At 74.7% G+C, this 7,618-nt stretch carries 8 protein-coding genes; 5 read left to right on the plus strand and 3 right to left on the minus strand.

What is annotated here, in order from left to right:
- Nucleotides 1-215: 215 nt before the first annotated feature.
- Nucleotides 216-500, minus strand: coding sequence for a PspA-associated protein PspAA (gene pspAA, locus JFN87_RS30775; protein WP_030909585.1), 285 nt, complete (start codon nucleotides 498-500; stop codon nucleotides 216-218).
- A gap of 9 nt (nucleotides 501-509) precedes the next feature.
- Nucleotides 510-1,310 (minus strand): PspA/IM30 family protein, encoded by an 801-nt coding sequence (locus JFN87_RS30780; protein WP_209345443.1) that lies wholly within the window; start codon nucleotides 1,308-1,310, stop codon nucleotides 510-512.
- 316 nt (nucleotides 1,311-1,626) lie between these two features.
- Here JFN87_RS30780 and JFN87_RS30785 point away from each other — a divergent pair, with 316 nt between their 5' ends.
- From JFN87_RS30785 to JFN87_RS30795, 3 genes are all read left to right on the plus strand, one after another.
- Entirely contained in the window at nucleotides 1,627-2,223 is a 597-nt protein-coding gene (locus JFN87_RS30785) for a DUF3043 domain-containing protein (protein WP_209345445.1), read from the plus strand.
- Nucleotides 2,224-2,303: 80 nt separating this feature from the next.
- On the plus strand, nucleotides 2,304-3,026 hold the full coding sequence (locus tag JFN87_RS30790) for a methyltransferase domain-containing protein (protein ID WP_209345453.1): 723 nt from the start codon (nucleotides 2,304-2,306) through the stop codon (nucleotides 3,024-3,026).
- A gap of 174 nt (nucleotides 3,027-3,200) precedes the next feature.
- Nucleotides 3,201-4,346 (plus strand): S1C family serine protease, encoded by a 1,146-nt coding sequence (locus JFN87_RS30795; protein WP_209345447.1) that lies wholly within the window; start codon nucleotides 3,201-3,203, stop codon nucleotides 4,344-4,346.
- A gap of 111 nt (nucleotides 4,347-4,457) precedes the next feature.
- On the opposite strand, the gene JFN87_RS30800 is transcribed toward JFN87_RS30795, so the two are convergent.
- Entirely contained in the window at nucleotides 4,458-4,700 is a 243-nt protein-coding gene (locus tag JFN87_RS30800; protein ID WP_030909599.1) for a hypothetical protein, read from the minus strand.
- A gap of 143 nt (nucleotides 4,701-4,843) precedes the next feature.
- Between JFN87_RS30800 and JFN87_RS30805 the strand changes: the two genes are divergently transcribed.
- Together JFN87_RS30805 and JFN87_RS30810 are read left to right on the plus strand one after the other, a co-directional pair.
- Nucleotides 4,844-6,052, plus strand: coding sequence for a bifunctional adenosylcobinamide kinase/adenosylcobinamide-phosphate guanylyltransferase (locus tag JFN87_RS30805; RefSeq protein ID WP_209345449.1), 1,209 nt, complete (start codon nucleotides 4,844-4,846; stop codon nucleotides 6,050-6,052).
- Nucleotides 6,053-6,160: 108 nt separating this feature from the next.
- Nucleotides 6,161-7,252, plus strand: coding sequence for a nicotinate-nucleotide--dimethylbenzimidazole phosphoribosyltransferase (locus tag JFN87_RS30810; RefSeq protein WP_209345451.1), 1,092 nt, complete (start codon nucleotides 6,161-6,163; stop codon nucleotides 7,250-7,252).
- The last annotated feature ends 366 nt before the right edge of the window (nucleotides 7,253-7,618 follow it).

Below are 7,618 nucleotides of genomic sequence, written 5' to 3' on the forward strand. Positions count from 1 at the left end.
CCCCCCCCCCCTTTTTGCAAGCAGAAGGCGGATACCGGGATCCACCGGAGGCTGAGGTTCAGACGTGTGCTCTTCCGATCAGGGCACAGGGGCCCCGAGGCCAACGGCCCCGGCCGACGGGGGCGGGGGCGCAGGGGGCCGCCCCGCGGGTTCTGGGCGCGGGGCGGTGGAGTCGTCCGGGTGGGGAGTGCGCACGGTGGTCGGGAGCCGGTCCGTCAGACCGACGAGGGGATCAGGCCCTCGTCGCTCAGCAGCTCGCGGACCTCTTCGAGGGTGGCGTCGGGCGCGGGCAGGATCAGCCCCGACGGCTCCAGGGAGTCGTCGGGCAGCGGCTCGCCCAGCTCACGCACGCGGTCGAGGAGCGCGGTGAGCGTGCGGCGGAAGACCGCCTCGTCGCCGCCCTTGACCGCGGCCATGAGCCGGTCGTCCAGCTCGTTCAGCTCGGCGAGGTGGTCCTCGGCGAGCCGCGCCTGTCCTTCCCCCATGATCCGTACGATCATGACGCGTCCTCAGCCCTGGTCGGTCGTGTCGGCCTTCTTGAAGTTCGGCCCCTGCGCGTCCCCCTGCTGCGAGCCGCCCTCGATGGCCTGCTGCGACGAGGACGAGCCACCCGCCAGCTCCGCCTTCATGCGCTGGAGCTCCAGCTCCACGTCGGAACCGCCCGAGATCCGGTCGAGCTCCGTCGCGATGTCGTCCTTCGCGGTCCCCGACTGGTCGTCCAGGGCGCCCGAGGCCAGCAGCTCGTCGATGGCGCCCGCCCTCGCCTGAAGCTGCGCCGTCTTGTCCTCCGCGCGCTGGACCGCGAGGCCGACGTCGCCCATCTCCTCGGAGATGCCGGAGAAGGACTCGGCGATCCTGGTCTGCGCCTGGGCCGCCGTGTACGTGGCCTTGATGGTCTCCTTCTTCGTGCGGAAGGCGTCCACCTTGGCCTGCAGCCGCTGCGCCGCGAGCGTGAGCTTCTCCTCCTCGCCCTGCAGCGTCTGGTGCTGGGTCTCCAGGTCGGAGACCTGCTGCTGGAGCGCGGCCTTGCGGGACAGCGCCTCGCGCGCCAGGTCCTCCCGGCCGAGGGCGAGCGCCTTGCGGCCCTGCTCCTCCAGCTTCGTCGACTGCCCGCCCAGCTGGCTGAGCTGCAGCTCCAGGCGCTTGCGCGACGTCGCCACGTCCGCGACGCCCCTGCGCACCTTCTGCAGCAGCTCGAGCTGCTTCTGGTAGGAGTAATCGAGGGTCTCGCGCGGATCCTCGGCCCTGTCCAGGGCCTTGTTGGCCTTCGCGCGGAAGATCATCCCCATACGCTTCATGACACCGCTCATGGGCTTCGCGCGCCCCCTTCTGACGGACTCCGGATCCAGCACTCCTACAAGACCCACAGTACGGGCCCTGCCTCTATTACCGCACTGTTCGAGCGCGGATGCGCTCATCCCCAAGGACGACTGTGCGCCTGGAACGCTCCGGCGGAGGGAGTAGGGGCCGCCCCGGCCGGGCGGCCGCCCGGCCCTCCACCGGCCCGCGAAAACGCGAAAAAGCGCCCGCACACGGTCGGGAGAGACCAAGAGAGACCAAGGACGTTGCGGGATCGTTCCCCGTGGGGGTGGGGTCCATCCACCCGAGCCCGTACCCTTGGCGATTGTGTTCCGTAGCCGTTCGAACGAAGAGAAGGCGCCCGGCACCAAGGTGACGGCCGACCTGACCAAGCAACCCCGTGATCCGCAGGCGCCCAAGGGCAGGCCCACGCCGAAGCGGAGTGATGCGCAGTCCCAGCGCCGCCGTGCCGTGACGCCACCCGCCGACCGCAAGACCGCGGTCAAGCGCCAGCGGGAGACGCGGCGGGCCGACATGGCGCGCCAGCGCGAGGCGCTGAACAACGGCGACGAGCGCTTCCTGCCCGCCAGGGACAAGGGGCCCGTGCGCCGCTTCGCGCGCGACTACGTGGACGCCAGGATCTGCGCCGCCGAGTTCTTCCTGCCGTCCGCCGTGGTGATCCTCGTGCTGACCATGGTCAGGGTGCCGGCGCTGCAGAACATCGCGCTGCTGCTGTGGCTGCTCCTCATCATCGCCATCGTCGTGGATTCGATCTTCCTCGGCTTCCGGCTGAAGAAGGCCATCGCGCAGCGCTTCCCGAACGACTCGGCGCGCGGCGTGGTGATGTACGGGCTGATGCGCACGCTGCAGATCCGCAAGCTGCGTCTGCCCAAGCCGCAGGTCAAGCGCGGGGCGAAGCTCTGAGCAGTCAGTCGGCCGGCTCGTCGTGGCCGGCCGGCGGTGCCACGCCCTGGCTCACCGGGCAGGGCGGCCTGCGTGACGTGGTGCGTCAGGAGCTCGTCTCGCGGCAGCTGGAGGAGCAGATATCCGGCCGCTTCCCCGTCGGGCGGCGGCTGCGCGTTTTGGACGTGGGGATGGCACGCGGCACCCAGGCGCTGCGCCTCGCGCGCGCCGGGCACGGGGTGACGGGCCTCGAGTCCGACCCGGAGATGCTGGCCGCCGCGCGCGCCGAGCTGGCGGACGAGCCGGAGGGCATCAGGGAGCGCGTCAGGTTCGTCGAGGGCGACGGCGTGGACACGGGGGTGCACTTCAAGCCGGGCGCGTTCGACGTGGTGCTCTGCCACGGCGTGCTGATGCGCGTACGGGAGCGGGACGCGCTCCTCGCGGGGCTCGCCAGGATGCTGGCCCCCGGCGGCCTGCTCTCGCTGCTGGTGCGCAACGGCGACGCGGTCGCCCTGCGGCCCGGGCAGGCGGGCGACTGGCGGGGCGCGCTCGCGGCGTTCGACCAGCTCAGCCGCACGGACGAGGAGGGCCTTGCCGTGCGGGCCGACCGGCTCGCCGACCTGACGCGGACGCTGGCGGGGATCGCCGCGCCGCTGCACGCCTGGTACGGGGTGCGGGTCTTCACGGACGGTGCGCCCGACGACGCCCAGGCGCCGGCCGGCGCCGAGCTCGACCGGCTGCTCGCGGCCGAGGAGCGCGCGGGCCGCACGGACCCCTACCGTTCGGCGGCTGCACTGCTGCACCTGTGCGGGGTGCGCGGCTGAGACGGGTGCGCGGCTGACACGCGTGCACGGCTGAGCCGCCCGCTCGGCTGACACGCGTGCACGGCTGACACCCGTGCACAGCTGAGCCGCCCGTGCGGCTGAGACGGGTGAGCGATCGGCGGCCTTCGAGCGCGCCACCCTTTCGGAAAATAGGTTAAAAGGGATACTCCGGTCATGGACCGATCCCTTCTCCGCGGCCGCTCGCGTCGGCCGCTGCTGATCCTGGCCGCCGGGCTCTGCGCGGCCGCCCTGGCCTCCGGCTGCTCGGCGGCCGAGGGAATGCCGGCGGGCCCCATCGCGCCGATCGCCGCGACCGCGACCGCGACGACGGGGCGGGCGGAGGCGCCCACCCCGGCGGGCCAGGCCGCGGCGCCGAGCCGAGCGACGAGCGAGCTCCAGACGGACTACGAGGGCACGATCAAGAACGTGCTGCCGTCCGTCGTGCAGATCGACGCGGGCAACGCGCTCGGCTCCGGCATCGTCTACGACACGCACGGCCACATCGTCACCAACGCCCACGTCGTCGGCTCGGGCAAGACGTTCAAGGTGACCGTCGCGACCCGGGAGCAGCCGCTCACCGCCCGCCTGGTGTCGAGCTTCCCGCAGCAGGACCTCGCGGTGATCAAGCTGGACGCCATCCCCAAGGGGCTGCGCCCGGCGCGCTTCGGCGACTCGTCCAAGGTCGCCGTCGGCCAGATCGTGCTGGCGATGGGCTCGCCGCTCGGCCTGTCGAGCAGCGTCACCCAGGGCATCGTCTCCGCCGTGGGGCGGACCGTCAGCGAGGGGTCGGGCGAGTCGGGCGGCACCGGCGCCACCATCTCCGACATGGTGCAGACGTCGGCCGCGATCAACCCGGGCAACAGCGGCGGCGCGCTCGTCGACCTCAACAGCGAGGTCATCGGCATCCCGACGCTCGCGGCTACCGACCCGGGCATCGGCGGCAGCAGCGGCAGCGCGGCGCCCGGCATCGGCTTCGCGATCCCGGCCTCGACGGTGAAGAACGTCGCCGACCAGATCATCAAGAACGGCAAGGTCACCCACTCGGGGCGGGCCGCGCTCGGCATCACGGGGCGTACGGTCCTCGGCACCGACCTCCAGCCGACGGGCGTCGCGGTCGTCTCCACCACCAAGAGCGGCGGCGCCCGTGCGGCGGGCCTCAAGGCAGGCGACATCATCGTCAGGCTCGGCAGCCGGCGGATCACGGACATCACGTCGCTGTCCCGGGCGCTCGCGGCGGACAAGCCTGGCCAGCACGTCACCGTCACGTACCTGCGGGACGGCGCGTCCAAGACGGCGAAGGTGAAGCTCGGCGAGATGTAGGCGGCCGCGCGAGGGGAGCCTCGTGCGGACGGCCGCAGACGTGTGGCGCCGTACGGACCGGTGCGTCCGGGCTGTACGGCGCCACACCCGCGAAGGCCAGGGGGCCGGCGGCTACGCCTGTTCCGGCGGCGCGTCCGCGGGCCCCGCCGCCTGCTCGGCGTGCAGGCTCATCGGGCCGTAGACCTTCGTGCCGTCCTCGAACAGCGTGACCTGGTCCGCGCCGCCCTCGAGGAGTTCCTTCCACTCCTCGCCGACCCACGACTCCGCGTCGCCCTGGGTGGAGAACTCCTCGGCCGCCACGGCGGGCGCGACCTCCGTCCCGTCGGCCTTCTCGAACCGCCACGTCCACGCCATGTCCGCCTCCAGGTGGAGCGGGCCGCCGCGCGCCCCGCCCGCTGTGGGATCACTGCTGCCTGATCACTGCTGTCTGATCACTGTTGCTGCCCGCAGCGTAGCCGGACGCGCACCGTCAGCGGTGTCGCGGGAAGATCGTGCGTGTGGAACTGACACTGCTCGGCACCGGAGCCCCCGACGGGCTGCCCCGTCCCGCATGCCCGTGCGCCGTGTGCGCGGCGGCCCGCGGCCCGCACGCCAGGGCGGCGACGGCGCTGCTCGTCGACGGCGTCCAGCTGCTCGACCTGACGCCGGGCGCCGCGCTCGCCGCCGCGCGCGCGGGCCAGACGCTCGGCGGCGTCCGGCAGGTGCTGCTGAGCCACCCGCACGACGGGCCGTCGGTCGAACTGCCGCCGGGGCTGCCGTCCGCGGGGCGCGCGGCGGACGGCCGGGTGCTGACGCTGCTGAGCGGGCACCGGGTGCGTGCCGTGCCGATGGACGCGCCCGGCACCGGGTACGAGGTGACCGCGCCTGACGGCGAGCGGCTGCTGTACCTGCCGCCCGGCGGCGCGCCCGCCGGGGTGGAGCCCGAGCGCGACCCCCCGCCCCCGTACGACGTCGTGGTGGCCGACGTGGTGGGGCGTCCCGACGCCGTCGCGCGGCTGCGTGCGGTGGGCGCGGCCGGTCCCGCGACGGACATCGTCGCGGCCCACCTCGGCCACGACGTGCCGCAGGGTCCTGAACTGGAGCGCCGCCTCGCCGCGGCGGGCGCGCGCGCCGTGCCGGACGGGACGACGTTCACCGCGGGCGCCTACCGCCCGGGCCCCGAGGTGCCGCGGCGCACGCTGGTGACGGGCGGGGCGCGCTCGGGCAAGTCGGTGGAGGCGGAGCGGCGCCTCGCCGCGTTCCCCGGCGTCGTGTACGTCGCGACCGGCGGCGGGCGCGACGGAGACCCCGAGTGGGCCGAGCGGGTACGCGCGCACCGCGACCGGCGCCCGGCGTCGTGGCTGACGCGGGAGACCTGCGACCTCGTGCCGCTGCTCGCGGACGACGGGCCGCCGCTGCTGATCGACTGCCTGTCGCTGTGGCTGACCGACGCGATGGACCGGGTGGACGCGTGGGACGACGCGGCGTGGGACGGCGGCGGCCGCAAGGCCCTGCACGCGCGCACGGCGGAGCTCGTCGAGGGGGTGCGCGCCACCCGGCGGACCGTGGTCGCGGTGACGAACGAGGTGGGCTCGGGCGTCGTGCCCGCCACGGCGTCAGTGCGGCGCTACCGTGACGAACTGGGCCGCCTCAACGCGGCGTTCGCGGCGGAGTGCGAGCACCTGCTGCTCGTGGTGGCGGGGCAGGCACTGCCGCTGCGCGGCTGAGCGCGCGGTGGCCGCGTGGCGGGGCGGAGCCGCCACCGCCCAACACCCGGGCGTGCCACGGCACCTGGCAGGCGGCAGGAGGGGCGGGGACGGGTACTGTTCGACCACATGAGCGCCCTGAATCTCGACGACTTCTCCGATCTGATCGAGCGCCCCGACAGCGGTATGCGGCGGGACGCCGAGGAACGCAGGCAGCGGCAGACCGTCGCGCCCGGGGCGCTCGGGCGCCTGGACGAGCTGGGCGAGTGGCTGTCCGCCGCGCAGCGCTCCGTGCCGGTGAAGGCCGTGACGCAGCCGCGCGTGGTCGTCTTCGCTGGGGATCACGGCGTGGCCGCGCTCTCCGTCTCGGGCCGCCCCGCCTCCACCGCGCACACGCTGGTGCGTGCCGCGCTCGACGGCGAGAGCGCCGGGGCGGTGCTGGCGCGCCGCGCGGGCGTGGGGGTGCGCGTCGTGGACGCGGGCCTCGACTGCGACCCGTCGCTGCTGCCCGACGAGGTCGTGCGGCACCGGGTGCGGCGGGGCAGCGGCCGGATCGACGTCGAGGACGCGCTGACCCTGGACGAGGCCGAGCAGGCGGTGCGGCTCGGGATGCGGATCGCCGACGAGGAGGCCGACTCGGGCACCGACCTCGCGGTGCTCGGCGACCTGAGCGTCGGCGGCACCACGGCGGCGGCGACCCTGATCGCCGCGCTGTGCGGCACGGACGCGTCGGTCGTCACGGGCCGCGGCGGCGTGCGGATCGACGACCTGGCGTGGATGCGCAAGTGCGCGGCGGTGCGGGACGCGCTGCGGCGGGCGCGTCCGGTACTCGGCGACCAGCTTCAGCTCCTCGCGGCGGTGGGCGGAGCGGACCTGGCGGCCACGACCGGGTTCCTGCTGCAGAGCGCGGTGCGCAGGATGCCCGTGATCCTGGACGGCGTGGTGTCCGCGGCGTGCGCGCTGGTGGGCCAGCGCGCGGCGTTCCGCGCCCCGGACTGGTGGCTCGCGGGCCAGACGACGAACGAGCCTGGCCAGGCCAAGGCACTCGACAGGATGGCGATGACGCCGCTGCTCGAACAGGGCGTCACGGCGGGCGGCGCGACGGGAGCGCTGCTGGCCCTCCCCCTCGTCCAGGCGGCGGCCGCGCTGGCGGCGGAGCTCCCCGAGACGCCGCGCGAGCAGGACCAGGACGACCCCAGAGGCCTCCTCGACGCGACGTGACCGCCGCGGCGGGATGCGCGGCCGCGCGCATGGCCCCGTCGTGGCGCCCGGTCCCACGACCGGCCCAGGGGCCCGCAGCGCGCCGGCGCGTAGTGACCGACCGCGCTCGCCCCGAGCCGCGGCCCGGCCTCGCCCTCGGGCGGGGGCCCGCCGCACAGGGCGTGCCGTCGCACACCCCTGCCCGGGCACCGGGCGCTGCCCCAAGACCGGCACGCGCGGCCGCAGCACACGGGCCCGAAACCCGCGGCGGGACGCCCACAGCCGGGTAGGCCCGCCGGCGCGGGTGCGCAGCGTCTGTCCCAGGTGCAGGTCGCCGTGGACCCGCTGGGCCGGACGGACGCGCTCCGCCGCGTCGAGGCCGCCGAG

Origin of the sequence: Streptomyces montanisoli, assembly GCF_017813245.1 — a bacterium.
Classification (GTDB): Bacteria; Actinomycetota; Actinomycetes; order Streptomycetales; family Streptomycetaceae; genus Streptomyces; species Streptomyces montanisoli.